Origin of the sequence: Pseudomonas eucalypticola, from assembly GCF_013374995.1 — a bacterium.
GTDB lineage: Bacteria > Pseudomonadota > Gammaproteobacteria > Pseudomonadales > Pseudomonadaceae > Aquipseudomonas > Aquipseudomonas eucalypticola.
In genome coordinates this window covers 4,605,417-4,631,425 of record NZ_CP056030.1, presented here as the reverse complement: position 1 = coordinate 4,631,425, position 26,009 = coordinate 4,605,417, and the positions used below count along the sequence as shown (strand labels likewise).

Annotated in this window: 24 protein-coding genes, 1 tRNA gene and 1 pseudogene; 16 read left to right on the top strand and 10 right to left on the bottom strand. The window is 59.5% G+C overall.

Annotated elements, in window-relative coordinates:
* Window positions 1–583 precede the first annotated feature (583 nt).
* Together HWQ56_RS20540 and HWQ56_RS20535 are read left to right on the top strand one after the other, a co-directional pair.
* Window positions 584–1,165: a hypothetical protein gene (locus tag HWQ56_RS20540; RefSeq protein WP_176571646.1), complete on the top strand. Its 582-nt coding sequence runs from the start codon at window positions 584–586 to the stop codon at window positions 1,163–1,165.
* A 71-nt stretch (window positions 1,166–1,236) separates the two neighbouring features.
* Entirely contained in the window at window positions 1,237–1,638 is a 402-nt protein-coding gene (locus HWQ56_RS20535; protein ID WP_176571645.1) for a hypothetical protein, read from the top strand.
* A 193-nt stretch (window positions 1,639–1,831) separates the two neighbouring features.
* Here the strand turns inward: HWQ56_RS20535 and HWQ56_RS20530 are convergent, their stop codons facing one another.
* From HWQ56_RS20530 to HWQ56_RS20505, 6 genes are all read right to left on the bottom strand, one after another.
* Window positions 1,832–3,955 carry a hypothetical protein gene (locus HWQ56_RS20530; RefSeq protein ID WP_176571644.1) on the bottom strand — a complete coding sequence of 708 codons (2,124 nt, stop codon included), beginning with the start codon at window positions 3,953–3,955 and terminating at the stop codon, window positions 1,832–1,834.
* Window positions 3,956–4,165: 210 nt separating this feature from the next.
* Entirely contained in the window at window positions 4,166–5,467 is a 1,302-nt protein-coding gene (locus HWQ56_RS20525; RefSeq protein ID WP_176571643.1) for a site-specific integrase, read from the bottom strand.
* Window positions 5,468–5,469: 2 nt separating this feature from the next.
* Window positions 5,470–6,501 carry a hypothetical protein gene (locus HWQ56_RS20520; RefSeq protein WP_176571642.1) on the bottom strand — a complete coding sequence of 344 codons (1,032 nt, stop codon included), beginning with the start codon at window positions 6,499–6,501 and terminating at the stop codon, window positions 5,470–5,472.
* Window positions 6,501–8,522 (bottom strand): tyrosine-type recombinase/integrase, encoded by a 2,022-nt coding sequence (locus HWQ56_RS20515; RefSeq protein ID WP_176571641.1) that lies wholly within the window; start codon window positions 8,520–8,522, stop codon window positions 6,501–6,503. The genes HWQ56_RS20520 and HWQ56_RS20515 overlap by 1 nt, the downstream gene beginning before the upstream one ends.
* A complete protein-coding gene (locus tag HWQ56_RS20510; protein WP_176571640.1) occupies window positions 8,515–10,479 on the bottom strand; it encodes a hypothetical protein in 1,965 nt (654 codons plus the stop codon). Before HWQ56_RS20510 ends, HWQ56_RS20515 begins: the two co-directional genes overlap by 8 nt.
* A gap of 14 nt (window positions 10,480–10,493) precedes the next feature.
* Window positions 10,494–11,387 carry a deoxynucleotide monophosphate kinase family protein gene (locus HWQ56_RS20505; protein WP_176571639.1) on the bottom strand — a complete coding sequence of 298 codons (894 nt, stop codon included), beginning with the start codon at window positions 11,385–11,387 and terminating at the stop codon, window positions 10,494–10,496.
* Between the two features lie 103 nt (window positions 11,388–11,490).
* Between HWQ56_RS20505 and HWQ56_RS20500 the strand changes: the two are divergent.
* The 8 genes and pseudogenes from HWQ56_RS20500 to HWQ56_RS20465 form a co-directional block, all read left to right on the top strand.
* Window positions 11,491–11,841: pseudogene (locus tag HWQ56_RS20500) on the top strand (dTMP kinase); the annotation flags it as partial.
* Window positions 11,834–12,820, top strand: coding sequence for a DNA polymerase III subunit delta' (locus tag HWQ56_RS20495; protein ID WP_158155975.1), 987 nt, complete (start codon window positions 11,834–11,836; stop codon window positions 12,818–12,820). The pseudogene HWQ56_RS20500 and the gene HWQ56_RS20495, both read left to right, overlap by 8 nt.
* A gap of 60 nt (window positions 12,821–12,880) precedes the next feature.
* A complete protein-coding gene (locus HWQ56_RS20490; RefSeq protein WP_158155973.1) occupies window positions 12,881–13,237 on the top strand; it encodes a PilZ domain-containing protein in 357 nt (118 codons plus the stop codon).
* A 13-nt stretch (window positions 13,238–13,250) separates the two neighbouring features.
* A complete protein-coding gene (locus HWQ56_RS20485; protein ID WP_176572450.1) occupies window positions 13,251–14,039 on the top strand; it encodes a TatD family hydrolase in 789 nt (262 codons plus the stop codon).
* A 377-nt stretch (window positions 14,040–14,416) separates the two neighbouring features.
* Entirely contained in the window at window positions 14,417–15,055 is a 639-nt protein-coding gene (locus tag HWQ56_RS20480) for a TetR/AcrR family transcriptional regulator (protein ID WP_158155969.1), read from the top strand.
* Window positions 15,056–15,189: 134 nt separating this feature from the next.
* Complete coding sequence (locus tag HWQ56_RS20475) at window positions 15,190–15,795, top strand: DUF4823 domain-containing protein (RefSeq protein WP_158155967.1); 606 nt, start codon at window positions 15,190–15,192, stop codon at window positions 15,793–15,795.
* A 19-nt stretch (window positions 15,796–15,814) separates the two neighbouring features.
* A complete protein-coding gene (locus HWQ56_RS20470; RefSeq protein WP_176571638.1) occupies window positions 15,815–16,384 on the top strand; it encodes a DUF1285 domain-containing protein in 570 nt (189 codons plus the stop codon).
* Window positions 16,385–16,501: 117 nt separating this feature from the next.
* The gene (locus tag HWQ56_RS20465) at window positions 16,502–16,906 is read left to right on the top strand and encodes a cupin domain-containing protein (RefSeq protein ID WP_176571637.1); all 405 of its coding nucleotides are present in this window, start codon (window positions 16,502–16,504) and stop codon (window positions 16,904–16,906) included.
* A gap of 76 nt (window positions 16,907–16,982) precedes the next feature.
* Here the strand turns inward: HWQ56_RS20465 and HWQ56_RS20460 are convergent.
* Together HWQ56_RS20460 and HWQ56_RS20455 are read right to left on the bottom strand one after the other, a co-directional pair.
* Window positions 16,983–17,058, bottom strand: a tRNA-Asn gene (locus tag HWQ56_RS20460).
* Window positions 17,059–17,128: 70 nt separating this feature from the next.
* Window positions 17,129–18,325: an amino acid aminotransferase gene (locus tag HWQ56_RS20455; RefSeq protein WP_158158681.1), complete on the bottom strand. Its 1,197-nt coding sequence runs from the start codon at window positions 18,323–18,325 to the stop codon at window positions 17,129–17,131.
* A 329-nt stretch (window positions 18,326–18,654) separates the two neighbouring features.
* On the opposite strand from HWQ56_RS20455, the gene uvrB reads away from it, so the two are divergent.
* Window positions 18,655–20,670: an excinuclease ABC subunit UvrB gene (gene uvrB / locus HWQ56_RS20450; RefSeq protein ID WP_158158682.1), complete on the top strand. Its 2,016-nt coding sequence runs from the start codon at window positions 18,655–18,657 to the stop codon at window positions 20,668–20,670.
* A gap of 489 nt (window positions 20,671–21,159) precedes the next feature.
* Here uvrB and HWQ56_RS20445 read toward each other — a convergent pair whose 3' ends face one another.
* Together HWQ56_RS20445 and fliK are read right to left on the bottom strand one after the other, a co-directional pair.
* Window positions 21,160–21,477: an EscU/YscU/HrcU family type III secretion system export apparatus switch protein gene (locus HWQ56_RS20445; protein ID WP_176571636.1), complete on the bottom strand. Its 318-nt coding sequence runs from the start codon at window positions 21,475–21,477 to the stop codon at window positions 21,160–21,162.
* Window positions 21,474–23,042: a flagellar hook-length control protein FliK gene (gene fliK / locus HWQ56_RS20440; protein ID WP_176571635.1), complete on the bottom strand. Its 1,569-nt coding sequence runs from the start codon at window positions 23,040–23,042 to the stop codon at window positions 21,474–21,476. Before fliK ends, HWQ56_RS20445 begins: the two co-directional genes overlap by 4 nt.
* Before the next feature lie 249 nt (window positions 23,043–23,291).
* Between fliK and ccmA the strand changes: the two genes are divergently transcribed.
* Genes ccmA through ccmE form a run of 5 tightly spaced genes read left to right on the top strand, consistent with a single transcriptional unit; the run spans window position 23,292 to window position 26,005 of the window.
* Window positions 23,292–23,876, top strand: coding sequence for a cytochrome c biogenesis heme-transporting ATPase CcmA (ccmA, locus tag HWQ56_RS20435; RefSeq protein ID WP_233270968.1), 585 nt, complete (start codon window positions 23,292–23,294; stop codon window positions 23,874–23,876).
* Window positions 23,873–24,544, top strand: coding sequence for a heme exporter protein CcmB (gene ccmB, locus HWQ56_RS20430; protein WP_158158686.1), 672 nt, complete (start codon window positions 23,873–23,875; stop codon window positions 24,542–24,544). The genes ccmA and ccmB overlap by 4 nt, the downstream gene beginning before the upstream one ends.
* Window positions 24,545–24,603: 59 nt before the next feature.
* Entirely contained in the window at window positions 24,604–25,368 is a 765-nt protein-coding gene (locus tag HWQ56_RS20425) for a heme ABC transporter permease (RefSeq protein ID WP_176572449.1), read from the top strand.
* The gene (ccmD, locus tag HWQ56_RS20420; RefSeq protein WP_158158687.1) at window positions 25,365–25,541 is read left to right on the top strand and encodes a heme exporter protein CcmD; all 177 of its coding nucleotides are present in this window, start codon (window positions 25,365–25,367) and stop codon (window positions 25,539–25,541) included. Before HWQ56_RS20425 ends, ccmD begins: the two co-directional genes overlap by 4 nt.
* Window positions 25,538–26,005, top strand: coding sequence for a cytochrome c maturation protein CcmE (gene ccmE, locus HWQ56_RS20415; RefSeq protein ID WP_158158688.1), 468 nt, complete (start codon window positions 25,538–25,540; stop codon window positions 26,003–26,005). Before ccmD ends, ccmE begins: the two co-directional genes overlap by 4 nt.
* Window positions 26,006–26,009 lie beyond the last annotated feature (4 nt).

Below are 26,009 nucleotides of genomic sequence, written 5' to 3'. Positions count from 1 at the left end.
GCTTTTGTGGTTCTTTGAATATTATGTTGGCCTTGAGTGCTGCCCTGAAGCCGCGACGTCTCGTCCGCGTCTGGTAGCAGCCATACGCCTAGCAGAGCGAGGCAGTCGGTGATTTCCCGTGCGTTGTGGATTCGGATCCGAGAGCGGATTGATCGGTACTATCGAAACAAGGCTTTGAAGCCAGGTTCGGTGAAGGTGGGGCCGATGGGCTCGCTCTGCCAGGACATTGAAGACATCGAAGCATCGAGTTCGGCAAAGGTCGCACGGCGAGCGGGCTATTTTGTCCTCGACCCTGATCACCGCCCGGTCGTATCTCCAGGCGATGTCTTAGCGATGCGCCGGTCGTTGGATGATCGTCAAGTTCCGACGTGGTTGGGATATGTGTGCCATTCCAGCGATGGGCAATTCTTCCTACAGCTGGAGCCAGGAGCTTGTGAGGCATTGGGGTGGAGAGAGCTGGATCGGATCGGGTTTCGTCGCTTGTTCTCGGGTGAGCTACTGACGTTCGTGGATAGGCGCGCTCGATCTGAAGATCGGTAGGTTGAAGGGATGGGTTGGATTTGGGTGGTAGGCAGGAGCTGCAATGACAAGAGATTTTAAGAATGCTGTATCCAGGCTGCTTGCTGACGCAAATGGGATCGCTTTTACAGCATTCGTCACGAATGCCAGGTTGGACTCGCCCCCCGTGATGGTCGGAGAAGTGTGGAGTCACGTAAAGGCCGATGAGTTAGGCCGGTTCGCTGACGGTCATCGTATTCAAACATCGCATATTGTTGAAGTCCACGCGGCGGGTCGAAGCCTATGGGTAGTTACGGAAAATGGCAGTCGCTATGGGATCATTTCTTTTGCAGCGTTGGGCTGGAAATGGTTCAGCGACCTTTTACGCGAGGCGAAGACGCCTCCTGCTGAACCGGTATGTATTAATCTCCGTGAGCGAGAGCTGAGTGACCTGGGCCAGGATTCTCCGACCAAGCCTCTGAAGCGAACGGCTCACGCTGATCCTGCGCTTCAGCCCCAAGGTCGCCACCCCCTTCGACCGCCTTCTGGCGAAAGGCTTTTACAGCAATACAAAACTAATTTTGATAAGAGCATCGCGGAGTTAAAGAGGCATGGTGTGGTCGTGTCGCATTGTGCGGTTGACAAACCTGAGTCTGACGATCAGTGATTCGGGGTGGGGTACACGCCAATGAGCCTGGAAAAAACGGTAGTGATGAGGACATAGGAGGGGAGTGCACGATGCCGTATCATTATGAAAATTTGGCGATGCTTCTCGGTGACAAATACCCGTCGGTTTTTCACGATCCTCATGCCAGTCTACCTGCGGCGTGTGGACCGGGGTGGCTTCCTCTGATTGAGACGTTTTGTGCGCTTGCACATGCTTATAATTTGCAAGCTGGTTCCAGTGCCAAACTCTACAAAGTGACCGAAAAGTTCGGTGCATTGCACATCATGGTCGAAGGCGCATCCCCGCAGATCGAGGCTATGGCGGAGTTTGTACATCGCCACTCGATGCGCGTTTGCGAAGTTTGTGGCGGGCACGGGGCCACGATCTATCGTGATGGCTGGCAGCGTACTCGCTGTGACGGTCACCACGCATTCGCCTTCACCCTGTCTTCAGGGCCGTGGTTTGAAATCTAAGCGCGAATCGCGGTCTGGCATCTGCTGCTAATCAGCAATTCTTCGGATGACCTCATGCTATTCGGCGGTGATAGACCCCACCTGGCAACCTTCGGCGAAGCCGGTCTTTCGCTAAACGGAGCCATCTGCCTTTTAACGCTTCCCGCTCCATTCCTGGTCAGTCTCAGATCGAGGTAAGGGGCGGCTGCTGGCATCAATCATTAGGTTGGCGGCGAATTTCAATTTCGACGATGTAGCGAGGCGTTCGTCCAAGCCGGGGATCACCGTGGGCGAGAGCGACCACCTCCTCATGTTCGTCGCCTGCCCACAGGCCTACCAAGCTGTACAAGAAAAAGTCCGCAAAGGAGCAACTGGCATCTCGAACCTGAGCTGCGTCGACAGAGGTTTTGCTCGTGCCCAATTGGGTCAAGTTCCGTACCAGCCTGGCTGGGGCGACCCAGAGCACCGAAGGTGTCGAGGCCGGGGTTGCGATCAGGTAGTAGGCGTGTTCCGTCTGCGTCAGCATGTTCTGGCACTGTTCCAGATCGATGCCTATCTTCGAGCTAAATCCCTTCCCTGAAGCAGTGCCGAAGCGTTTTTTCACCTGGACGAGGGTAGCCCGCTGGATCACCGGTTTGCCGTTATCCATGATGCGGGTCAGAAATAGCACGTCGGCTCCAAGAGGAGCACCGGCATGGGTAACGGCCCCTTCCTCGCGCTTACTGGGCTGACGAACCGCCACCGACAGGCTGGGATATTTAGACCGCGTCATGGAAGAGAGCTGATGCAACTGGCGGCTAGCATTACCAACCGCAACCTGTGTAAGGCTCAACAGCCGCGCTGTGTGGGCCTCCTCGTCTTCTCCCCAAGTCGCCGAGTACTCGCTACAAAATTCCTCTTCCGCCCGACTTAGGGCCTTATGGATAACTCGTTCCACGGAAGGATCACATAACCAAGTTGTGGCATTGAGACTCGGCATCGCCGTAGCATCTTCGCTTTGGCCTTGTGGCACCTCGAAGTCCAATACCTCCAGCTTTTGCCGAACAAGCCCTTTCGCCCGTAGCTGCACTTGCCTTGGGCCAGTGCGGGCAAGTTCGGTCGCGAAGGTTAGGTGATCGTGATCAGCTATCAATTGGAGAAGTACAGGCTCAACTTCGGCGAACGCTTCCTGCGGGAGCCACAGGCAGGAAAAACTCAAGAGGCCTTGGGCCAGCTCTTGCCTTCCTATCACGTGACCAAACAGATCATGCCGCCATGCTTCGCGGGCCGCAGGGCCCAATTGACTCCACAGCGATCCTTGGTCCCACATCCCGGTTGGCAGTTCTTTGAGGCTTTCAATGACGCTTTGTTGGCTGGACTGATTTGGCTCCACGAACCCGTGCCATGCTGCGGCAAGCGCAAGGTCTGAAGGTAGGGGGCCGTTCAAAAGCTTGGCAAGCGTCAAGCAGGCTTTAGCGACGGGTTCTCTGAAGTCGTCTTTTTTTCCTGCCTTTGACTGAGCACGCCAATCAAGGAATAGCTTGCGGACATCGTCTGCTGCGAGCGTATGACAATGTTGGATCAGCTGAGAGAAAACTATCGGGTTGACTTGATCAAGAACCAGCTCGCAGGCACGTCGATCATTCTGGATCATCAGTGAATTCGCATAGAGCGAGCAGAGAAAATGGCGATCCAGCCCGTGCGGATTGTTCGAAGGGTTATTGAAAAAATCCGTCAGCTGGTCGAGCAAATGTTCCGAGTGCAGCGCGGCCAACTGCTCAAAAGCCCAGTTTTCCCGGCTGTTTTCGGTAATGACTAGCTTAAGGGCTGCGATGCAGTCGTCTTTTGACGTTCTACTAACAAGCGCTGACATCAGCTGGCGATCTTTCAGAAAGCTGGCCCGGTCCTTTGAGCTTGTGCCGAGTAGATGCTTGGTCCAACGTAGACGGGGAGCGATCTCAGCCAGAATGATTGCACGCAAACCCTGCGACTCGGTGTTAAGCATGTCCTTCCGGAACGCTTCCATAGCCGACTGGTAGGTGTTCTGATCCAAGATTGACGACGAATTCTTGATTCCACTCTTTCCGCGCCCCAGGAGCACTAAGGACGTTGCAATAGGCCCTTCCTGTGCGGCAGCGTTGAGTTCGAATTCAAGCTGCTGTCGTTCGTTACTGGTCCAGTCGCTCCAAAAGAGTGAAGCGCTGGCTTCCTCACCAGATAGGTGGGCGTAGTCCAGTCGAATCATGCCCTCCTGGATATCAAAATAGCGCCCTACATGATCGACCAGCTCCGGAGCCCAACCGGCCAATTGGATGCTGGCAACTGCGAGTTCATGGTCGAAGCTGATTTCCACACTCAAGTCATTCTCCCTTCCTTGGCTGGATCGTGTTCAATGGATTGAGGATTCTATCGCGGGCCGCACCCTATACGTTGGGCGAATATCAGAACGCGAACCTTGAGCTGGCATGTGACTGAAGAAATCAGCGCTTCGCGCTGGAGTAGGCCAGGGGAGGGGCTGGTGGTCCTCACTCCCAGCTTGCTGTCCATAACTCAAACCGTGCTGCCGCTCTCAGTCCAGGATCAGGTTGCCCGTGGTCACTGTGTCGATAAACGAGTGCACGCTGTTGTGTGCCTGGGTGATCAGCTCCGTCATCTTGCCTTTGTTCGCCATCATCACGACCCGCCCCATATCGATGTAGTGAGCGAATGTTGTCGAGACGTCTTCATGGCCCATCTGCTGGACGAGAGCCTCTCCGCAGGCTGCCCAGAGCACGTCGGCGGAAGACGTCAGCAAGTCCTCCTTGAAGTAGCTAATGAGAAACATCGTCGGCCACCAATGACGCGACTCGTAGAAATTGAGTGACGCTCGAAACGCCTTGTCCTTAGCTACGGCCTTGTCCTTCGCAGCGTTACCCCGTGAAGAGATCTTCTCGGGAGTGACCGGAAGGCCTTGCGCGTTCAGGAACAAGATGTCCAATGGACAGTCCTCCCCGAACCTCTTCTTGTATTTTTTCCGTCGCTCGTCGTAGTAGGGCTGGATGTACTGCTCGTCTAGCACTCGCAGGTCGTCTCGATGAATCTTGATGGTCCGTGTCTTGTTTCCCTTACTGCCATACACGGTGAAGTTAAAGAGCGTCGGCTCCTGGTCCATTTCGGAATACGGCATGATGTGAGCGTTCGCGCCGTTTCCGAGGTATGGCACTGTGCACAGGTCCATGGGACGCATCGCCGTGCCAAGCGCGAGCTTGAACAGGACTGGGTACACGGGGTCGGTGAATGCCTGCAAATACGTCTTGATTTCTGAAGCCGTGATGAGCGTACGCCTCTGTCGTTGCCTGGCTTCTTTGTCGAGCGCCTGAATATTCTTGGCTTTGATGGAGGTTCGCGCTTTGGCCTGCACATACGCCAAGAGGCTGTTCCGCTTGAAGTTAGCGGTATGGGTTTTGATCTCGACCTTGACGTTGGTTCGATAGCCCTTGAGATTCAGCCAGTGACAAAACACCAGCACGATCTTCGCATCCTCAAAAATGGTCTCTGAGGTCGGTTTGAGGCTTTGCTTTGCCACTCTGGCAATTTGCCTTGCGAGCTGCCAACGCTTCAGGTCCAGGTTGTCGACTACAGCATGATACTGCGATGGATCAAGGTCCTTGAATTTCTCTTCTGTCGAGAGGAATTTGTAGAACATCGAGATAACGCTTGAGTACCGAGACGACGTTTTCTCGGATGAGCGTGTGGTGTCGTAGAGGAACAGGTTGGGATGGCTAAGCAGCAGTTTTTTCTTGGGCAGCTGTGCGATCAGGGCGTAGTGGGTGACCTGCCTTCCCAAGGAGGGGCAATGATAATCCAGCAGTTTTCGCTTGATGGTTAGCATGATCAGTCACCTTGCTTCGGCTTGAAGTGAATAACTTGATCGATCCTGTCCATGGTGATGCTGATAGGGTCCGCAGCGTCGGCATACTTCAGTTCAAACTCAGGGATGCGGTTGAAGAAAAAGCTGCGTTGAAGATTGAAATCACCCACAGATGCCATGAACGGAATGTGGATATGGATCGCTGATGCGGGTGCCAGAGTCGAGACGAATGTCTTGAGTTCGGTGCCATCGAAAATGGGGACACGAACCACGATGTGAAGGCCATCGTCGGTCGGTTGATAGCGATCAAAAAACACGCCGAACCGGCAAATGTAGCGCTCTGCAAACAGAACGATGGTGCAGCTTTTGTCGGTGGCGAGCTTGTTGATGCTGCGCGTGGCAGCGTTGATTGCAATATCTTTCTTGTCCTCATACTCATCCAGCGATTTAGTCGATGCATACGCGGCATACGCCTTTGTAAGATCCACATCGACCTTGACCTTCTCGCCCCGCTGGCTGGCGCCTGCATCCGAACCAGCATTGGTGTTTGCGCCTGCGCCAGGCACCACAGCAATATTCTTCAGTGCAGTGGTTTGCTTCGCCCTGGAGAGGTCGATCTCAAGCTGGTTGATCTGCTTTTTCAGCTCCAGGTTGTAAAGCGTCTGCTTCTCCAGCGTCACCCGGATATCGTTCGCCCCATGGAGTGTGATGTCGTTGACCATCAGCGAAGTGATGTAGGAGTCGACAGTCTTCTCCATCTCTTTTTCATGATCGGCACTCAGCCGGGACATCTGCTGCTGAAGCTCTTTCAGGCTGGCCTGGTTCTGGTTGATCAGATCCTTGGTCCGGTCATGATCGGTATCGACCAGCAGGTCACCGATGGGCTTGATGCCCCATGCGTAGTCCTTGAGATCACCGTAGTAACGATTGAACGCCTGGCGTGAGATTCCGGCTCTCTCCGAAAGCTCGCCGACCCCCAGCTTGACGCTGGGGTTCGATGCCTGGTGTTCAGCGATGAGGTCGATCAGGACTCGCCGAGTGTCGTTCATTTCCATCACGACACCTCAAGCAGCGGGATCTGCAACGACTTCGCGACTTCAGTGTTGTGCAGGTTGTTGAGATGGCGTTTGTGCGCGTCAATTTTGGCCTGGATGCGCTGCCTGGACCGCACGGTCATCGAGCTGCTCCCGTTCTCCAGCAGGGTCTCGTAGAAGCGCACGTTCTCTTCCAGGGCCTGCTCAGCCTTACCGATGACGACCGCATTACGGCACTCATTCTGACAATACCCCGGATCTGGCCGAATTCGGCCTTCAGGCCGCTGCCTTCCCACCAGGCAGGGAGGAAGGTTGGTCTCGTCGAATTCATCACCAGACACGCAGTACGTACCCACCGCTGTGCGACCCACATAGATCGGGCTACCCGCGCTTAGCAGGTGGCTCACGTAAACCAGGATTGACACCTTCAAGCGCTTGCCTTTGAAGTCTTCTGGACGGCGAGAGATTTGCTGTGCCAAACGATCTGCCGCGTCGCCAGAGAATCCGCCGTCCCGAACCGCTGACACGATTTCATGAAACTCTTTCGAGTAACTCTCTTCCAGAGCCTGGGCCACACCGCGAACGAGGTAAGGGTTGCGGGAGATGTACCGCAGTGTCATCGCGTAGCTATGGTGCCCGAAGAGCATCCGAATGAGGTCGATGTTGCGCTCGCTTCGATGAATCAGGATCTCGGCAATGGTCTTGCGGAAACGATGCGCATGGATGCGGTCGATACCAGTCTCTTCCTCCAGCTCGACAATGATCGCAGGGGGAAGAAGCGGCTTCTCGTTGGTCACCGGCGTTGTGTTGTAGGTGGTCTGGAAGATGAAACCGTTTCTGTAGAAGGTCCAGAAGCTGCGCAGGGTTTTGAGCGCCTTAACGCTCTCGCCGACAAATCGGGGGAGGGGCAGTCGTTCGGTCTCTCCGTGGTAGTTGGCATCGGTTGTGGTTTTGAACCGAGTGATATCAATCCAGTACAGGCCAGCCTGATCCTCGACGACGTCATCAAACGTCAAAAGTCCCAGCTCGGTTTTGCGCATGCCAGTCACAAGAGCGACGAATACGAATACCGCGTTTCGGACCTTGTCGATGGCCTGCGAAAAGTTCTTGATCCAGAAGTAGCTGTATACGTGAGCACCGCCGTGCTCTCCTTCTGTCATGGAGTAATTCAGCACTTCTGTGCCATTAATCTCGATGGCCAAGGCATTTTCGAAGTCAGTCTGACGACTGGTGCGCCTGATCTTGCCTCTAACCATCTGATCAAGGCCATTCTCCATGAGGAGGGCGCGAGCCTCCAACAGGCGGGGTGCAGCGTCATTGATCCAGAAAAGAGCATAGTTCACCAGCTTTTCCAGCTCGCCTTCCGAGAACGGGACCCAGGTCTGCAATGAACCGGAAAATGTGTCCTGTACGTCCTTGTGGCGCTCGCGAGTGTCGATTCCACTCAGTTCTGGAGAGAGGCGCAGCTCCTCAGGGATCAGCTTGTGCGCTGACAGCGAGTGCCAGAACCGCAGCGTAAAGAACAAGCCGGTGTAATGGCTGGGTTTGCCACTGTCCTTCGCGTCATCCAGGGCTTGGTTGAGCATGGGCAGCGTGATGAGCTGAAGGTGCTCAGGAATCGCGCTCAGCCTATTTGGCGCGAGTAGATACATCTCGATGAAGCGAAAGTCGTGTGCTTTTGATTTGCTGGATGTAAACGACTTGATTCGCGCAAACGGAGTGAACGCTGGTAGTAGATGGTAGGTAAGTGCACGCTTCAGCTCGCTCAGGCCAGGCATTTCCAGCTCGAAACGGATCCGAACGGGCCTCCCCTTCGTTTCGTCTGTCATCGTCCAGACTGCATCGCGGTACTCAGAGTAGAGCGAGACTGGGAAGTCTCCATCTGGGAAAAGTGCCAGCTTGCTGAGCAGCCCATGCTTGGCAGTGTCAATACGCCCAGCGGTTTCCTCCAGGAGTGCTTCAAAAGCCTCCATGGCAGCTTCTTCGGCATCGGATTCGAACTCGGCGATCAGGCGTTCCTGTTCTTCCAAATAATCAGACATTGGCCGACTCCTCCTCAAAAATCAGACGCAAACTGGACATGTCTCGGGGGAGAAGCGGTGCGTTGCGACGACGGTAGCGCGCGGCGTCTTTGATCAGGTCTTCATCGGCCATATCGTCGATGAGCGACTCCAGAATGTCCTTTTCCCACTCCAAGTCTGATGTACGGGGCCCTTTGCTTTCGTTCTCAAGCTCATACTCAATGTGCGACTGGCGCTCCATCAGGTACGGCAGTGAGTCCTCATAAAGCCGGATTTTCGAGCAGCCAATGCATTTATCAAGCTGGAAGCATTTGCTGCCAGGCTCAATGAAACTCTCGTGGCCAAGCCAATCTGGGGCGTACTGATCCTCGCAGCCCCACAGTGGGCGGTCTTTGCCGGGGATGGTAAAGAATTTGATCTGGGCGCTTGCCTGGGCATTGGCTTTTTTGCTCATCAGCCCGGTGAACTGCCGGTTCACCAGTAGCGTGACGACCGCCTCAAGCTCATCCCGCAGCCGCTCGCGGCGCTCTTTCATCGCGGCACCGGAGCTGTCGTAGTGCACGTCGGTTGTGGACGTAGACTCGTGGCCAAAATGGGTGGCAATCATGCTCAGTGGCGTGGTCTGCTTTTTGTGAAGGGACCAGGTTGGTCTGAGCCTCTTGGTAATGTCGGCTGCTCGTAGCAGTCTCTTACCATCTTCGATGACTTCGTATTCTTTCAAGAAGTGCTCAATGCCAACGACATAAGCTCGAAGCACCGAAACGGAGGAGTGGCGACTTCCATTTTTGAACCAGTCCCCATTCGCTCTCAGGAATAGAAAAAGCGGATTACGCTCTTCCCAAGCCTTTTGGAATGGATTGGTGTCGAATGGATATCCTTTCAATGGTGCGGATAGTTTTTGGGCCAAAATAATAAGGCTGTAGATCGAATAGCGATCCTCACGATTACTTGATGCAGTAATAGTCTTCGGCGCCTCGTACGGCTTGTCCAGGCCTTGCGAGCGATACTTTTCTGAAAAAATAACCGCAAGACCCTCGTCAATTGAACCCGTCAGGACGTGCTCAAAGTCAGACTCGTCAATTCCGATAACAGTCTCTTTATTCCATCCAGATTGAAGGAGCAGGAATACGACAATCGCCGCTTGGTCCATTGAGGTTGGATAGTATTTATCTAACAGGTCGTCGAGCTTGATGTGGCCTTCTGTGCCTGCGCAGATAATGTATTTGTACATGAGGGCTTTAAGAATAGTATCGCAATCTCGGCTATAGCCGTTGATGCGGGGGCGACTCATGCTTTCGGACAAAATGTCGAGAGGAATCCCCATTGGGAAGCCGAGTTCAGTCAGCGTTTTCAAACTGCGGGCATGATCGATGTTCCAGGCTCGCACCGGGAGCGGGTTATCAGGATCATTTGGAGGGATTGAGTGGTACTCGTAGGCTGTCGCACGCTCAACGACCTTGCGGTATTCGAGTTTCTCGTACAGCTTGTCGATGTGCGTGATCAGCGCGGTCTTGAGGCCCTCGTACGCATCATCGCTCAAGGGCTCGGTCTTCTTGCTAGGGGGGCGGTTGATCACTGGGAAGAGCAGAAGGGGGATGGTGCCGTGCTGCTTCGCAACCGCACCGAATGCACTCTTCATTTTTTCCGCGTTGGAGATGGGCATTTTATTGCGGTGCAGATAGTCTTGGTATCCCAACAGAACCTCGATAGAGATATCGGAGAACTCAGTGGGCTGAAGCGCGACTGGCGTAATTTCGCGCTGTTCGGTTAGGTAGTCGAAAAAGATGCAGATCGCTCTTGAAAGTCGATAGCCGTTTTCGGCTACAACCGTGGGTGCATAGCGCATGAAGATGTAATGTAGCGTTATGCACAGGTTGGAAGTGCTGCTGTAATACGGATGGTTCAGGTAGGGGGCTCTCAGCAACATGCCACAGCGTGCTTCGACTGTGGCGATGTCGAGTACTTCATTTACGTCCATTGGTCTTGGCTCAATCAGGAATGGACGTTGGTCCAGGCCAAGTCCACTTTTAGTCTAAGTTCTTCAAGTGTACCATTATTTTTAATGGTGGTATCACCCTGTTGAACTTTTATTCCTGCTTCTGATGTGTGAGCGTTAACCTTGGCCGCGTTGTGCCTGATGATATGCCAGATCACGCCGTTATGGCTGCGCCAGAAGTCGGCTTCGTTCTCAAAGCGAATGTCTTTGATGATGAACTTGGTTTTGCCTTCTGTTGGGGTGAGGCTTCTGGTTGGTAGTTGCAATGGGAGCTTGTTTCGCACTTCCTCATAGTTTGGGAAGTATTTATCCAAGTAGTGTTCAAGTACGCCATACATCTCGTTTGGCGTTAGTGACCAATAAGGATCGGTAGCGTCTCGGGATGCGGGTTCGAACGCTTGCTGGTCTGTGATCCCCCAAATCGACTGCACGGCCAGCCAGATGGAGGCGGTTGCCAGATCTGGTATCTCCGCAGGTGTTCCTGATGGTTTCGCTGCTGAGCTGGTTGCGGGTACGACTGCTGCTTCTATAAAGGAAGAGGATTGAGCGGGCTCGGCGGAAGGAGATAGGGCTGGCTCTGACTCTGGTTTCGGGTGGTTCAAATGCCGATCAGCGCGCAGTAGCCAGTGGTCTGGGTTATGATCGCGCAAAAATTCCGTTCCGACGCGCTGGAACATTTGGCGTGGGGACATTCCCCAAGCCGGAATCTGTTTCTCTTTCAGGTCGTCCGACCATGTCTCTTCATCAGTAAGACCGAAGAGCGATTGGCACCCCAATTTCAGAGGGTCCGCCAGGGCGTACGCTGCTACGTCACCGTGCTCAAGGAGCATTGAGGCGACAGTGTCTTTCCCTGAGCGCGCAATCGCGGCAAGGCCGATGATAGTGGGCAAAACTGGCTCCAGACCCCGGATTCCTTGGGGTTTGAGGGTTATTGGACGATGTTTACATATTGCTTTAAGGGTGTATAGTAAGTTCATGTTTACATTCAATCAAGAACGAATACAAGACGCCACCTATGCCTACCAGGGCGGCGGCCGTGGCCTCAGCCAGGCGCGCATCGCCAGCCTGGAGGATTTCGTTCAGGGCAGCCTGCGCCCCGACCTCACCCTGGTGTTCGACCTGCCCGTGGAAGTTGGCCTGGCGCGCGCCACTGCCCGTGGGCGCCTGGACCGGTTCGAGCAGGAAGGCCGCGCGTTCTTCGAAGCCGTGCGCAACACCTACCTGGCGCGTGCCCAGGCGGCGCCCGGGCGCTACACCCTGGTCAATGCGGCGCTGACCCTGGCCGAGGTGCAGCAGCAGCTGGACAGCCTGTTGCCGACCATCGAGGCACGCTGCCGTGGCTGAGGCCTACCCCTGGCAGGACAGCCTCTGGCAGCATCTGGCCGGCCGCGGCCAGCACGCCCATGCATACCTGTTGCATGGCCCCAAGGGTATCGGCAAGCGGGCCCTGGCCGAGCGGCTGATGGCCTTGCTGCTATGCCAGCACCCTGCTGGCCTGGCGGCCTGCGGCCAGTGCAAGTCGTGCCACCTGCTCGCCGCCGGCAGCCACCCGGACAACTACATCCTGGAGCCCGAGGAGGCCGACAAGGCCATCAAGGTCGACCAGGTCCGCGACCTGGTCAGCTTCGTGGTGCAGACCGCGCAGTTGGGCGGGCGCAAGGTGGTGCTGATCGAGCCGGTGGAGGCCATGAACATCAACGCCGCCAACGCCTTGCTCAAAAGCCTGGAAGAGCCGTCGGGCAACACCGTGTTGTTGCTGGTCAGTCACCAGCCCAGCCGCCTGCTGCCCACCATCAAGAGCCGCTGCGTGCAGCAGGCCTGCCCGCTGCCCAGCCACGCCACGAGCCTGGCCTGGCTGGCCACGGCATTGCCGGACAGCAGCGATGAACAGCGTGAAGAACTGCTGACCCTGGCGGCGGATTCGCCCCTGGTGGCGGTCAGCCTGCAGGCCCAGGGCGTGGTCGAGCAGCGGGCCCTGGTGGTCGAGGGCGTGAAGAAGTTGCTCAAGCAGCAGACGTCGCCCACGCAACTGGCCGAAGCCTGGAACGCCATTCCCCTGTTGTTGCTGTTCGACTGGTTCTGCGACTGGTCCAACCTCATCCTGCGTTACCAGTTGACGCAGGATGAAGAGGGGTTAGGCTTGCAGGACATGCGCAAGGTGGTGCAGTACCTGGCGCAGAAAAGCGGGCAGGGCAAGGTGTTGGCAGTACAGGACTGGATTCTGGCCCAGCGCCAGAAGGTGCTGTCCAAGGCCAACCTCAACCGCGTGTTGTTGCTCGAAGCGTTGCTGGTGTCCTGGGCAGGGTTGCCCGGGCAGTCATGAACAGCGTAGCGGGGCCCGCACCCGCGGGCCTTGGCAAGTAGGCGCACCCAAGGAGTACCCATGAATCAGCCAGTCAGTCCCGGCCCGCGCAACGGCATCCTGTCCCTGACCATCAAGGACAAATCGGTGCTGTATGCCGCCTACATGCCCTTCATCAAGAACGGCGGGCTGTTCATCCCCACCACCAAGAGCTACAAGCTGGGTGATGAGTTGTTCATGCTGCTGAACCTGATGGATGAGGCGGAAAAAATCCCGGTGGCCGGCCGCGTGGCCTGGATCACCCCCAAGGGCGCCCAGGGCAACCGTGCCGCGGGCGTCGGCGTGCAGTTCAACGATGGTGACAACACTGCGCGCAACAAGATCGAAACCTACCTGGCGGGCGCCATCAAGTCCGACCGCCCCACCCACACGATGTAAGTTGCCCATGCCCATGCTTGTCGATTCCCACTGCCACCTCGATCGTCTGGACCTGGCCCAGCACGACGGTTCCCTCGATGCCGCCTTGCAGGCGGCCCGTGACCGCGGGGTGGGGCACTTCCTGTGCATCGGCGTCAGCGCCGACAATGCCGGCGCCGTGAAGGCGGTGGCCGAGCGCTACAGCGATGTAGACTGTTCGGTCGGTATTCACCCACTGGACCTCAAGCCTGGCGAGGCACCCGCCCTGCAGTGGCTGCTGGATGAGCTGGACCACCCGAGCGTGGTGGCCATCGGTGAAACCGGCCTGGACTACCACTATGAACCCGAGGCGGCCGAACTGCAGCAGGCGTCGTTCCGGCTGCACCTTGAGGCGGCCAAGTTGACCGGCAAGCCGGTGATCATCCACACCCGCGGTGCCCGCGCTGACACCCTGGACTTGCTGCGCGAGGCGCAACTGCCCCAGGCGGGCGTGCTGCACTGCTTCACCGAAGACTGGGACATGGCCAAGGCAGCCCTGGACATGGGCTATTACATTTCCCTGTCCGGCATTGTCACCTTCCGCAATGCCGACGCCCTGCGCGACGTGGCCCGCCAGGTACCCGCCGACCGTCTGCTGGTGGAAACCGACTCGCCGTACCTGGCACCCATCCCGCACCGGGGCAAGCCCAACCTGCCGCAATACGTGCGTGAAGTCGCCGAATTTCTGGCGCTGGTGCGGGGCGAGAGCTTCGAACAGTTGGCCGAACAGACCACGGCCAACTTCAAGCGCCTGTTTCCACTGGCTCACCTGCAAGGCGCGTGAGGTACCGAATCCCAGGCAAAAAAAACCCGGGTTCTGGGGGGTGAATCCGGGTTAAGACCATTAGGAGTAAAACAAAGGCGTGCGTTCCCTTGACACCTTTATCGGCGTGTCACTTGGGGGGGTATGAGCGCGCCGACACTTCAAGTATTGGCTACCTTTCGCACTACGCCACCTGTGATTGATTATTTTTTAAACAGATTTGGAATACGTCGCCGCTCATTGAGTCCGCTTGGCAAGGATGGCCGTCAAAGCGTCAAAAACTTGATGGCAAAAGCAGCCGCGCTTCGGCCAATCGGCAGGAATCTGGTTGGAACTTCCGTGCAATTTGCTGCGATTTAGGCATAATACCGGGCTTCGATTTCGATCCAGTTCATCTTATGCAGAAAGAACCTCGCAAGGTCCGTGAATTTCGTCGCCGAGAGCAGGAAATCCTCGACACCGCGCTCAAGCTGTTCCTCGACCAGGGTGAAGACAGTGTCACCGTGGAGATGATCGCTGACGCCGTGGGTATCGGCAAAGGCACGATCTACAAGCACTTCAAGTCCAAGGCGGAGATCTACCTGCGCCTGATGCTCGACTACGAGCGCGATTTGAACGAACTGCTGCACTCGGCCGACGTCGACCGTGACAAGGAAGCCCTGTCGCGCGCCTACTTCGAATTCCGCATGCGCGACCCGCAGCGTTACCGGCTGTTCGATCGCCTGGAAGAGAAAGTGGTCAAGGGCAACCAGGTACCGGAGATGGTCGAGGAGCTGCACAAGATCCGCGCCTCGAACTTCGAACGCCTGACCCTGCTCATCAAGGGCCGCATCAGCGAAGGCAAGCTCGAAGACGTGCCGCCATACTTCCATTACTGCGCCTCCTGGGCCCTGGTACATGGCGCCGTGGCGCTGTACCACTCGCCGTTCTGGAGCAATGTGCTGGAGGATCAGGAAGGGTTCTTCCAGTTCCTGATGGACATTGGCGTGCGCATGGGCAACAAGCGCAAGCGCGACAGCGAGCCGACCGGCGGTTAAAGGCTGACGGGCTTGATCCCTTTTTGAAGGACCAGGCCGCCAGCGGTTTCTGCAATCGAACTTCCTCATTCTGGCGCAAAAGCTGCATCACGCGCCTATTCGCCGGTTTTCCGTCACCGGCCTCTGGAGGAAAGATGCGTAGCCTGGTCTTGCTGCTTGCCCTGTTGGCGCTGAGCGGCTGCATGAGTGTCAGCGACATGGGTGAAGCCACCCGCGAACAATTGAGCGACGCCGGGGTGCTGAACCACAGCAACACCCGGCGCCTGAACAATTTCCGCCTGCAGCCCGATTCGTTCATCTACATTGGCCAGGGCGCTTTCGCCCCGCCGGGCAGCGCTTATCCCAAGCCTAACGTGGTGGCTGAAGCTGCGTTCGACGGCTTCATCCAATACTTTCCCATGGTTCGTCGCGCCCGTGCCCCGCTGGGGCTGGAGCAGGCCTTGGGCGAAGCCCGAAGTGCCGGCGCCAGTTACCTGCTGTACACCCGCTTCGCGGCGGCTGATGACCGCATCGGCAATTTCGATGAATGGTCCGACCAGGAAGCCGTCGACCGCCTGGGCGTGGACAACGGCATCATTCAAGTGATGCTGATCGAGACCAACACCCGCTACCTGATCGACAGCGCTACCATTCGCATGCGCGGTGGGCTGTTCTCCATCCACAACCAGAAGCCGGAAGATTTGCTCCAGCCACCGTTGGAGGATTACGCTCGTATCCTTCTGGGCATGAGCCGCCCCTAACGTCGTACAGGAGCACCCCATGAGTGGCACCGGCAAGGCCAATGATCTGCTGGCCCAGATCCCCAAGAGCGAAAAGGGCCTGCCGCCCGTGCACCTGTGGAACCCCGACTTCTGCGGCCACATTGACATGCGCATCGCCCGGGACGGTACCTGGTACTACCTGGGCACGCCGATAGGCCGCAAGCCGATGGTGCGGCTGTTTTCCACCATCCTGAGGCGTGATGGCGATGACTATGTGCTGGTGACCCCGGTGGAGAAAGTCGGCATCACCGTCGATGACGCACCATTCGTCGCGGTGACCCTGGACGTGCAAGGGCAGGGCGAGGCTCAGGTGTTGCGCTTCGTCACCAACGTGGAAGACACCGTGGTCGCCGACGCCGACCATCCTCTGCGGGTAGAGATCGACCCCGACACCCAGGAGCCAACCCCGTACGTGCTGGTGCGCAGCAACCTGGAAGCGTTGGTGCATCGCAACGTCTTCTACCAGTTGGTGGAACTGGCCGTGGTGCGCGAACTACGCGGGCAGCGCTGGCTAGGGGTGTGGAGCAGCGGCCAGTTTTTCGCTATCGGTCCGTGCCCCGCCGACTGAGGGTTCGCAGCCATGCACTCGGCCACAATGGCTACCTGATCTTCCGCGCCATTGGCTCTTTGCCCTCGGGGTAATTGGGCCTAACGTCAACCTCAGCGTCCATTCGAGGTTCCGAAGATGAAAGCCATCACCGCGCTCACCCTTGCCCTCCTGTGCGCCAGCCCCCTGGCCGGCGCCCATGAAGCGGGCCATGACAACGTTGAGGTTCTGCAGCAGCAGGCGCTACCCAACGCCCCTGGCAAACAGGCCATGATGTTGACAGTGACCTACGCCCCCGGCCAAGCCTCCGCCGCCCATAGCCATCCCGGCTCGGTCATGGCGTACGTGCTTGAGGGTAGTGTGGTGTCGCAGCTGCAAGGGCAGCCACCGGTCACTTACAAGACCGGGCAATACTGGTACGAACCTGCGGGCACTGTGCACCTGGTGTCGCGCAATGCCAGTGCCAGCCAGCCGGCCAAGTTGTTGGTGTGGGTGCTGAAGGACGAGGGGCAGGCGGTGCTGGAGCCTTACGCACCCAAATGACAGAGGGGCTCAGGCCAAGGTGGGGCCATGCCCCAGAAACGACAAAGCCCCTCTAGAAGAGGGGCTTCGTGATGTTTGGCTCCGCGACCAGGACTCGAACCTGGGACCCAATGATTAACAGTCATTTGCTCTACCGACTGAGCTATCGCGGAATCTGCTGCCTATGTTACTGATTCAAAAGGGGAAGTCAACCTTTTCGGTGACTTCCCGGTAAAAATCAGATCACAGGACAGCGACGATCGCCTTGATCACCCGGTCGATGTTGCGCTGGTTCAGTGCCGCCACGCAGATGCGGCCGGTGTCCAGGGCGTAGATGCCGAAGTCGCTGCGCAGGCGCTGGGCCTGTGCGGCGGTCAGGCCCGAGTAGGAGAACATGCCGCGCTGCAGGCCCACGAAACCGAAGTCGCGGTTGGCGCCGGCTGCAGCCAGGCCTTCGACCATCTGGTTGCGCATGCCGCGGATGCGCAGGCGCATCTCGGCCAGTTCGGCTTCCCACTGGGCACGCAGTTCCGGGCTGTTCAGCACGGTGGCGACGATCATCGCGCCGTGGGTCGGCGGGTTGGAGTAGTTGGTGCGGATCACGCGCTTGACCTGGGACAGGACGCGGGTGCTTTCTTCCTTCGATTCGGTGACGATCGACAGGGCGCCAACGCGCTCGCCGTACAGCGAGAACGACTTGGAGAACGAGCTGGAGACGAAGAAGGTCAGGCCCGATTCGGCGAACAGGCGCACGGCAGCGGCGTCTTCGTCGATACCGTCGCCAAAGCCCTGGTAAGCCATGTCCAGGAACGGCACGTGGCCCTTGGCCTTAACGGTTTCCAGCACTTGTTTCCAGTCCTGCGGGGTCAGGTCCACACCGGTCGGGTTGTGGCAGCAGGCGTGCAGTACGACGATGGAGCCGTTTGGCAGGGCGTTGAGGTCTTCGAACAGGCCGGCGCGGTTCACGCCATTGGTGGCCGCATCGTAGTAGCGGTAGTTCTGCACCGGGAAGCCGGCGGTTTCGAACAGCGCGCGGTGGTTTTCCCAGCTTGGGTCGCTGATGGCCACGGTGGCGTTGGGCGAGAGCTGCTTGAGGAAATCGGCGCCGATTTTCAGTGCGCCGGTGCCACCAACGGCCTGCACGGTGACCACGCGGCCTTCGGCCAACAGGGGCGACTGGGCGCCGAACAGCAGCTTCTGCACGGCCTGGTCATAGGCGGCGATGCCGTCGATCGGCAGGTAGCCACGGGCTGCGTGCTGGGCAACGCGGGCGGTCTCGGCCTCGACGACAGCGCGCAGCAGGGGAATTCGCCCCTCTTCGTTGCTGTAAACGCCTACGCCCAGGTTGATCTTGTCAGTGCGGGTGTCAGCGTTGAAGGCTTCGTTGAGGCCCAGGATAGGATCGCGGGGTGCCAATTCGACAGCGGAAAACAGGCTCATTTTTACCGTAGCTCTGATTGGAGAGTGAGGGGGGGTGCACTGCTCCAGACATGCACTAGAGCGGTGCACAAACGGGGAGTCAGTATAGAGATCCTTGCTGGGGGGTGCGACAGGTTGCGGCAGGTTTTCCGGAGGAAACGCGGTTTTTTTTCTGACCGTTAGTCATTTTCAAGTAGGCGCGGTCCAATAACCTTGTAGGCATTGTCTTGAAACCGGCGCGCCCAGGCCCTACTTCAGGTATAAGTACTGTCTATAAATACAGGCGTGTTTGCGCGCTGTGATCGTTTACGTCCGCAGGATTCATCCGGCGGATGACCAAGAGGTTCGTCATGTCCGAGTTCCAGCTCGTCACCCGTTTCCAGCCCGCCGGCGACCAGCCGGAAGCCATTCGCCAGATGGTCGAAGGTATCGAGGCCGGCCTCGCGCACCAGACTCTGCTGGGCGTGACTGGCTCGGGCAAGACCTTCAGCATCGCCAACGTCATCAACCAGGTGCAGCGGCCGACCCTGGTGCTGGCGCCGAACAAGACCTTGGCTGCGCAGTTGTACGGTGAGTTCAAGGCATTCTTCCCGAACAACGCCGTGGAGTACTTCGTTTCCTACTACGACTACTACCAGCCGGAGGCTTATGTGCCGTCGTCGGACACCTTCATCGAGAAGGATGCGTCGATCAACGACCACATCGAGCAGATGCGGCTGTCAGCCACCAAGGCGTTGCTTGAGCGCAAGGATGCCATCATCGTCACCACGGTGTCGTGCATCTATGGCCTGGGCAGCCCGGAGACGTACCTGAAAATGGTCCTGCACGTGGACCGCGGCGACAAACTCGACCAGCGCGCCCTGCTGCGCCGCCTGGCCGACCTGCAGTACACCCGCAACGAGATGGATTTCGCCCGCGCCACGTTCCGGGTACGCGGTGACGTGATCGATGTGTACCCGGCCGAGTCGGACCTGGAAGCCATCCGCATCGAGCTGTTCGACGACGAAGTGGAGAGCCTGTCGGCTTTCGACCCATTGACGGGCGAGGTGATCCGCAAGCTGCCGCGTTTCACGTTCTACCCCAAGAGCCACTACGTGACACCGCGCGAAACCCTGCTGGACGCCATAGAGGGCATCAAGGCGGAACTGCAGGAGCGCCTGGATTACCTGCGCAGCAAGGACAAGCTGGTAGAAGCCCAGCGCCTGGAGCAGCGTACCCGGTTCGACCTGGAGATGATCCTGGAGCTGGGTTATTGCAACGGCATCGAAAACTATTCGCGCTACCTGTCCGGCCGCCCGGCCGGGGCGCCGCCACCGACCCTGTACGACTACCTGCCGCCCGACGCGCTGTTGGTGATCGATGAGTCTCACGTCAGCGTTCCGCAGGTAGGCGCCATGTACAAGGGGGACCGCTCGCGCAAGGAAACCCTGGTGGAGTACGGGTTCCGCCTGCCTTCGGCGCTGGACAACCGGCCCATGCGCTTCGACGAGTGGGAGGGTGTCAGCCCGCAGACGATCTTCGTTTCGGCCACCCCGGGCCCGTACGAAGAAGAGCATGCTGGCCGGGTGATCGAGCAGGTGGTGCGCCCCACGGGCCTGGTCGACCCGCAAGTGGAAGTGCGCCCGGCCCTGACCCAGGTGGATGACCTGTTGTCGGAAATCCGCAAACAGGTGGCCAAGGAGGAGCGGGTGCTGGTCACGGTGCTCACCAAGCGCATGGCCGAGGACCTGACCGACTACCTGGCCGATCACGACGTCAAAGTGCGCTACCTGCACTCGGACATCGACACCGTGGAGCGGGTGGAGATCATCCGCGACTTGCGCCTGGGCACCTTCGATGTGCTGGTGGGCATCAACTTGCTGCGTGAGGGCCTGGACATGCCCGAGGTGTCGCTGGTGACGATTCTGGATGCTGACAAGGAAGGCTTCCTGCGTTCGGAACGTTCGCTGATCCAGACCATCGGCCGCGCGGCGCGAAACCTCAACGGTCGGGCGATTCTGTATGCCGACCGCATGACCGGTTCCATGGAGCGCGCCATTGGCGAGACCGAGCGGCGCCGCGAGAAACAGGTGGCGTTCAACGAGGCCCACGGCATTACCCCGCAGGGGGTGTTCAAGGACGTCGCCGACATCATGGAAGGCGCCACCGTGCCGGGCTCGCGCAGCAAGAAGCGCAAAGGCATGGCCAAGGCTGCCGAGGAAAGCGCTAAATACGAAAACGAACTGCGCTCGCCGAGCGAGATCACCAAGCGTATCCGGCAATTGGAAGAGAAGATGTACCAGTTGGCTCGCGACCTGGAGTTCGAAGCAGCGGCCCAGATGCGCGACGAAATCGCCAAATTGCGCGAGCGGTTACTCAACGTCTGACCCACCGCAGCGCCCGCTTCCCAGGCTGTCCCACAGGGTTGATGCGGCGTGCGGTTTTCGCTGTGGGACCGGGCGAAGCTCGGGAAGGCCGCGCCGCGTTGTCCCTGACGCACCGCAGCGCCCGCTTCCCGAGCTGTCGCCCGGTCCCACAGGGTTGATGCGGCGGGCGGGTTTCACTGTGGGCCAGGGCGAAGCTGGGGGAAGGCTGCCCTACCGGGTTTGATGCGGCGCGCAGGTTTCGCTGTGGGACCGGGCGAAGCTCGGGAAGGCCGCGCCGCGTTGTCCCTGACGCACCGCAGCGCCCGCTTCCCGAGCTGTCGCCCGGTCCCACAGGGTTGATGCGGCGGGCGGTTTCGCTGTGGGCCAGGGCGAAGCTGGGGAAGGCTGCCTCACCGGGTTTGATGCGACGTGCAGTTTTCGCTGTGGGACCGGGCGAAGCTCGGGAAGGCCGCGCCGCGTTGTCCTGGGTGACCGCTACGTCATGGCCGGTCAGCCGCCAGGTGTGATGTCCCGCTCCAACGGCGCTGGGCTGGGGTCGAAGCCTTGCGGGGATTTGCCTTTCAGATTCCAGGCAAAGGCGATGATTTCGGCAATGGTCCGGTACAGCGCCTCCGGAATGCTGTCACCCAATTCCAACCGCGCCAGCAGTTTCACCAGTTCGGCATTCTCGTAAATAGGCACTTCATATTCGCGGGCCATGGCCAGAATGGCTTCGGCCAGTTCGTCGTCACCCTTGGCACTCACGGTCGGGGCCTGTTGGCCGTCGTAGGTCAGGGCAATGGCTTGGCGGGGGGCGTTGTCGGTCATGCGGTTTCATCCACCCAGCGTTGTTCCAGGTGCGTGCGTGGTCCTTGCGGCGGTGTACCCTGATTGCAGTGCAGCTCGGTCACTTCCAGCCCTTGGGCCAGCAGGCGCTGGCGCAGGCTGTCCAGTTGGCTGTCGATCAGCCGCGCGGTCTGCGGCCATTCGGCCCACAACTGGCCGCTGAGGCTTCCGCGCAGCAGTTGTGCCTGAATCTGCAGCGGGCCCAGCGGGTCAAGATCAAACGCCAGTTCGACCCGCCAGAGCGGGGCCCGTTGCTCCGCAGTCGGCTGTGGCGGATGCTGTTGCTGTTGCTGGGGTTCATCTTCACGCTGGACTCGCACCTGCAAGGGCACGATGTCCTGCTGGTTTCGCATGGGGATTTCCAGCTGCCAGGTGGTGAGGATCTTGCCGTCCTCACTCATGCCGCTTTGCTCCAGGCTCGACAGCTGATGGCTCTGCAACCGTGAGACGGCCGCCGAGGCCAGCCGCAGCAGCTGCTGCAGGTCGTTGTCACCGTCCAGTCCGCCCAGCAGGCGTGAGGGCAGCGGAAAGCTGTTGGTCGCCGGTTTCTCACCCACCTGGCCCAAGGTGCCCAATGCACTGCGCACATAGCCGGGCAGGGCGTTGGCCAATGCCTTGGCAGCCTCGGCAGGGTTGAACGGGGCGCTGCCGGGCAGGTTGGGGAGAATCTGCGCCACCAGGCGCAGCAGGCTGCTTTTCAAGTCATCGGGCAGGGCGCCCGCCTGGGGGGTGAGCAACTGCGCTTCCAGAAACAGACCGCTGGCGTTCAGTGCCTGGGCCACGCCGCGGGCGTCGGTCAGTTGGCGGATGTCCGGCAGGCTGCCCAGCAAGCGGTTGGCGCTGGTGCGCAGGTCGTCAGCCACCTCGCTGCTGTCGCCCAGGGTCTGCAACGCGGCCAGCAAACCTTCCAGCGATCCCTGGCGGCTTTGCTGGCTTTGCAATTGCTGGTGCACCGCCAACTGCTCAAGGCGGCCACTCAAGGGCACGAAGCTGAGGTTCCCCGCACCCTGCACCTGGGCGCTCAGCAGGCTGCCGACGCGCAGCGGGCCTGGGCTGTCAAGCGCCAGGGTGCTGCCGGCGAGCGGCGTGTTCAGCAGGGCAACCAGCGAACGGTAACTGCCGCCCTGGGGAACCGCTTCGCTGCTCAGCACCTTGCCTTGCACCAGCGTACCCACCGGCAATTGGCGGGTGTCCAGTTGGGTCAAGGGAGCGAGGGCCGTGCTTTTGCTCTGTTGCACCACGATGCCCAGTGTGCCGGAGGGCAGCTGCGTCAGCGTCACCTGGGTGCCCTGAGGCAAGGCCTGCTTGCTGCTGGCCACCACGGTGGCCTGTTCACCGCTGGCGGTCGTCAGCGCCAGCACCACCTGGAACGGCTGGCCAACACCGCCGGCCTTGCTCGATAGCACTTGCCCCGTGGCGCTGTCGCCCACGTTGAGCAGCCCTTCCAGCGAGGTCAGCAGCTTGAGCGTGTCCACACCGCTCACCACCGGACGCAATGCTGCCGGCAGGGGTTGCTGGGAAGAGACGCTGGTGATGTCAGGGGTCATGAACGGGCCTGTGGAAATTGCCATGCTGGCAACGGGAGTCGGTATGTATAATGCCGCACCAACTTTACCAAACCTTGTATACAGAGTGGGCAGCCCTGCAACCGCTGCAAGACGTACGCCATTGCCAGCATAACGGCAAACCGGGCGTCGACTTGAGCCGTCGTCGCTACCCTTCATCCGAATGATTAAGGCCTTCGATTGACTCCTCATCTCCAAGCCCAGGCGCTGGCGTGCGAGCGTGACTGGCGGATGCTGTTCGAGCAGCTTGACCTGAGCGTGCGCCCCGGCGACATGCTGCAGGTCAGTGGCCCCAATGGCAGTGGCAAGACCAGCCTGCTGCGCCTGCTGGCCGGGTTGATGCAGCCCACTGCCGGCCAGGTATTGCTGGGCGGCCAGCCGCTGGCAGGGCAGGGCGCGGCGCTGGCGCGGATGCTGCTGTGGATCGGCCACGCGGCCGGTATCAAGGATGTGCTCAGCGCCGAGGAAAACCTGACCTGGCTGTGCGCCTTGCACCAGCCGGCTTCGCGCGAGGCAATCTGGCAGGCACTGGCCGCCGTGGGCCTGCACGGCTTCGAAGACGTCCCCTGCCATACCTTGTCGGCCGGCCAGCAGCGCCGCGTGGCCCTGGCGCGGTTGTACCTGCCGGCGCCGGCGCCCTTGTGGATTCTGGATGAACCTTTCACCGCCCTGGACAAGCACGGGGTGGCGCAACTGGAAGGCCACCTGGCCGCGCACTGCGAGAACGGCGGCATGGTGGTGCTCACCACCCACCACAGCCTGGCCACGATGCCGTCCGGTTACCGTGAGCTGGACCTGGCGCGGTGGGCAGCATGAGCGGCGTGTTCATTACCCTGATCAAGCGTGAAGCGCGGTTGTTGGTGCGCCGGCCCGCCGAACTGGCCAATCCACTGGTATTCTTTGCCATAGTGATCGCCCTGTTCCCCCTGGCCGTCGGGCCCGAGGCACAGTTGCTGCGTACCTTGTCGCCGGGCCTGGTGTGGGTGGCGGCGCTGTTGTCGGTGCTGCTTTCGCTCGATGGCCTGTTTCGCAGCGATTTCGAAGACGGCTCCCTGGAACAGTGGGTGCTGTCCCCGCACCCGTTGCCCTTGCTGGTGCTGGCCAAGGTACTGGCGCACTGGTCATTTTCCGGCCTGTCGCTGGTCTTGCTGTCGCCTTTGCTGGCACTGATGCTGGGCTTGCCGCTGGCCTGCCTGCCGGTGCTGCTGGCCTCGCTGCTGCTGGGCACCCCAGTGCTCAGCCTGCTGGGCGCAGTGGGCGCGGCCCTGACCGTGGGGCTCAAGCGCGGCGGCCTGTTGCTGGCGCTGGTGATTCTGCCGCTGTACATACCGGTGTTGATTCTCGGCAGCGGCGCGCTGCAGGCCGCCCTGCAAGGCATGCCGAGCGCCGGCTACCTGTTGTGGCTGGGTAGCCTGACCGCCCTCGCGGTGACCCTGACACCCTTTGCGATAGCCGCTGGCCTCAAGATCAGCGTCGGCGAATAATGAGGCCAGCCCCCATGAGGGCTGGCGATGATTCAGGATGTACCGTGATGAATAGCAGCGTGATCAGTTGGACGTGGTTTCACAAGCTCGGCTCGCCGAAATGGTTCTACGGCATCAGCGGCCGGCTGTTGCCCTGGCTCAGTATCGCCGCGGCGCTATTGCTGAGCATTGGCGTGGTCTGGGGGCTGGCCTTCGCGCCACCGGACTACCAGCAGGGCAACAGCTTCCGCATCATCTATATCCACGTGCCGGCGGCCATGCTGGCCCAGTCGTGTTACGTGATGATCGCCATCGCCGGGCTGGTGGGCCTGGTATGGAAAATGAAGATCGCCGACATCGCCTTGCAGTGCGGCGCGCGCATCGGGGCCTGGATGACGGCCCTGGCGCTGCTCACCGGGTCCATCTGGGGCAAGCCCACCTGGGGTACGTTCTGGGTGTGGGATGCACGCCTCACCTCGATGCTGATTCTGCTGTTCCTCTACCTGGGGCTGATTGCCCTGGGCCACGCCATCACCCACCGCGACAGCGCCGCCAAGGCCTGTGCGGTGCTGGCGCTGGTGGGCGTGGTGAATATTCCGATCATCAAGTATTCGGTGCAATGGTGGAGCACCCTGCATCAGGGCGCCACCTTCAGCCTCACGGAAAAACCGGCCATGCCGGCCGAAATGTGGTTGCCGCTGTTGTTCACGGCGCTGGGTTTCTATTGCTTCTTCGGTGCCGTGCTGCTCATGCGCATGCGCCTGGAAGTGCTCAAGCGTGAAGCCCGCAGCAGTTGGGCCAAGGCCGAAGTGGCCCAGGCTCTGGGTCTGGAGGCCGGTGCATGAATTTCGCTTCATTCGGTGATTTTCTCGCCATGGGCCATCATGGCGCCTACGTCTGGTCGGCCTACGGCATCTGCCTGGTGGTGCTGGTGAACAATATCGCCGCGCCGCTGCTGGCCCGTCGGCGCTATTTGCAGGAAGAGGCGCGCCGTCTGCGCCGGGAGAAAGGCAAGTGAATCCGCTGCGCAAGAAACGTCTGTTGATCATCGTTGGCCTGGTGGCCGGCCTGGGCGTGGCCGTGGGCCTGGCGCTGAGCGCGCTGCAGGAAAACATCAACCTGTTCTACACCCCGACGCAGATCGCCAACGGCGAAGCGCCGGCCGGCACGCGAATCCGTGCCGGCGGCATGGTGGAGAAGGGCTCCCTGGTGCGCTCGGCCGACTCGCTGGACGTGCGTTTCGTGGTCACCGACTTCAACAGCAACGTCACCATCACCTACCGCGGCATCCTGCCGGACCTGTTCCGCGAGGGCCAGGGTATCGTCGCCCTGGGCAAGCTCAACGCCGATGGCGTGGTGGTGGCTGACCAGATCCTGGCCAAGCACGACGAGAAATACATGCCGCCCGAGGTGACCAAGGCCCTGAAGGACAGCGGCCAGTCCGCGCCCGGCGCCGCACCTGTGCCCGTCAAGGAAGGTTGAAACC

What these genes read in the sequence shown, in the direction of transcription:
- HWQ56_RS20520 (WP_176571642.1), bottom strand. Translation starts at nt 6,501, where the DNA reads ATGGAAATGAACGACACTCGGCGAGTCCTGATCGACCTCATCGCTGAA.
- ccmB (WP_158158686.1), top strand. Translation starts at nt 23,873, where the DNA reads ATGAGCGGCGTGTTCATTACCCTGATCAAGCGTGAAGCGCGGTTGTTG.
- HWQ56_RS20475 (WP_158155967.1), top strand. Translation starts at nt 15,190, where the DNA reads ATGCGTAGCCTGGTCTTGCTGCTTGCCCTGTTGGCGCTGAGCGGCTGC.
- ccmD (WP_158158687.1), top strand. Translation starts at nt 25,365, where the DNA reads ATGAATTTCGCTTCATTCGGTGATTTTCTCGCCATGGGCCATCATGGC.
- HWQ56_RS20525 (WP_176571643.1), bottom strand. Translation starts at nt 5,467, where the DNA reads ATGCTAACCATCAAGCGAAAACTGCTGGATTATCATTGCCCCTCCTTG.
- HWQ56_RS20480 (WP_158155969.1), top strand. Translation starts at nt 14,417, where the DNA reads ATGCAGAAAGAACCTCGCAAGGTCCGTGAATTTCGTCGCCGAGAGCAG.
- HWQ56_RS20515 (WP_176571641.1), bottom strand. Translation starts at nt 8,522, where the DNA reads ATGTCTGATTATTTGGAAGAACAGGAACGCCTGATCGCCGAGTTCGAA.
- HWQ56_RS20510 (WP_176571640.1), bottom strand. Translation starts at nt 10,479, where the DNA reads ATGGACGTAAATGAAGTACTCGACATCGCCACAGTCGAAGCACGCTGT.
- fliK (WP_176571635.1), bottom strand. Translation starts at nt 23,042, where the DNA reads ATGACCCCTGACATCACCAGCGTCTCTTCCCAGCAACCCCTGCCGGCA.
- HWQ56_RS20535 (WP_176571645.1), top strand. Translation starts at nt 1,237, where the DNA reads ATGCCGTATCATTATGAAAATTTGGCGATGCTTCTCGGTGACAAATAC.
- HWQ56_RS20490 (WP_158155973.1), top strand. Translation starts at nt 12,881, where the DNA reads ATGAATCAGCCAGTCAGTCCCGGCCCGCGCAACGGCATCCTGTCCCTG.
- HWQ56_RS20445 (WP_176571636.1), bottom strand. Translation starts at nt 21,477, where the DNA reads ATGACCGACAACGCCCCCCGCCAAGCCATTGCCCTGACCTACGACGGC.
- HWQ56_RS20485 (WP_176572450.1), top strand. Translation starts at nt 13,251, where the DNA reads ATGCTTGTCGATTCCCACTGCCACCTCGATCGTCTGGACCTGGCCCAG.
- HWQ56_RS20470 (WP_176571638.1), top strand. Translation starts at nt 15,815, where the DNA reads ATGAGTGGCACCGGCAAGGCCAATGATCTGCTGGCCCAGATCCCCAAG.
- HWQ56_RS20540 (WP_176571646.1), top strand. Translation starts at nt 584, where the DNA reads ATGACAAGAGATTTTAAGAATGCTGTATCCAGGCTGCTTGCTGACGCA.
- uvrB (WP_158158682.1), top strand. Translation starts at nt 18,655, where the DNA reads ATGTCCGAGTTCCAGCTCGTCACCCGTTTCCAGCCCGCCGGCGACCAG.
- HWQ56_RS20465 (WP_176571637.1), top strand. Translation starts at nt 16,502, where the DNA reads ATGAAAGCCATCACCGCGCTCACCCTTGCCCTCCTGTGCGCCAGCCCC.
- HWQ56_RS20455 (WP_158158681.1), bottom strand. Translation starts at nt 18,325, where the DNA reads ATGAGCCTGTTTTCCGCTGTCGAATTGGCACCCCGCGATCCTATCCTG.
- ccmA (WP_233270968.1), top strand. Translation starts at nt 23,292, where the DNA reads ATGCTGTTCGAGCAGCTTGACCTGAGCGTGCGCCCCGGCGACATGCTG.